This is a genomic window from Devosia sp. GW821-FHT12F11 (assembly GCF_058806655.1).
This window is the reverse complement of sequence record NZ_JBXAPX010000016.1, coordinates 1-675: the sequence shown is the minus strand read 5'-3', so window position 1 is coordinate 675 and position 675 is coordinate 1. Positions and strand designations below refer to the sequence as shown.

The window sequence follows — 675 nt, the reverse complement described above, 5'->3', positions numbered from 1 at the left end:
GCACACCCCCTCCGAGCTGCGCTAGCTGTCGAAGCTATGAAGGTTGTTCATTCGAGGAGGTGCTGAGAAGCTGGGGTTGCGAAGCCAACCAACTCTCAGCGGAGCCCCTCGAATGAACGTTCACAAGAATGCGCGGCTTGCGCCTTTGGGTCGAGTCCTGATGGTGGAGCGGATCGAAGGAGGCTGGCCGGTTACTCGTGCCGCGGAGGCGGGCGGGGTATCGGTTCGGACGGCGTATCGCTGGCTCGGGCGCTACCGCGGCGGTGATCGGCAGTTGCTGGACCGCAGTTCGGTACCGCACCACTGCCGGCACAAGCTTGGGGCCGAGCCGGTCGCCGCGATCGAGCGGTTGCGGCGCGAACGGCAGACTGGACCAGCCATTGCCCGGTCCCTGGGCCTGGCGCGCTCGACGGTCGGGTTGGTGCTGCGCCGGCTCGGCTTGGGACGGTTGAGCCAACTGGAGCCCACCCCCCCGGTGATCCGCTACGAGCGCGCCCGGCCCGGCGAGATGCTGCACTTCGATACCAAGAAGTTGGGCCGGTTCGAACAGATCGGGCACCGTTTCGAGCCGCGCGGTTCGCGGCCTCAGGTCAACAAGGGTCGGCTCGGCTGGGACTATCTGCATGTCGCCGTCGATGATGCCAGCCGGCTGGCCTATACCGAGATCTTGCCCTC

The 675-nt window shown here is 66.5% G+C and carries 1 protein-coding gene; it reads left to right on the top strand.

Annotation, left to right across the window (positions count from 1 at the left end):
* Positions 1–112: 112 nt before the first annotated feature.
* The coding region (locus AC1ROK_RS27050) for a leucine zipper domain-containing protein (RefSeq protein WP_492852774.1) at positions 113–675 on the top strand (563 nt) is incomplete at its 3' end.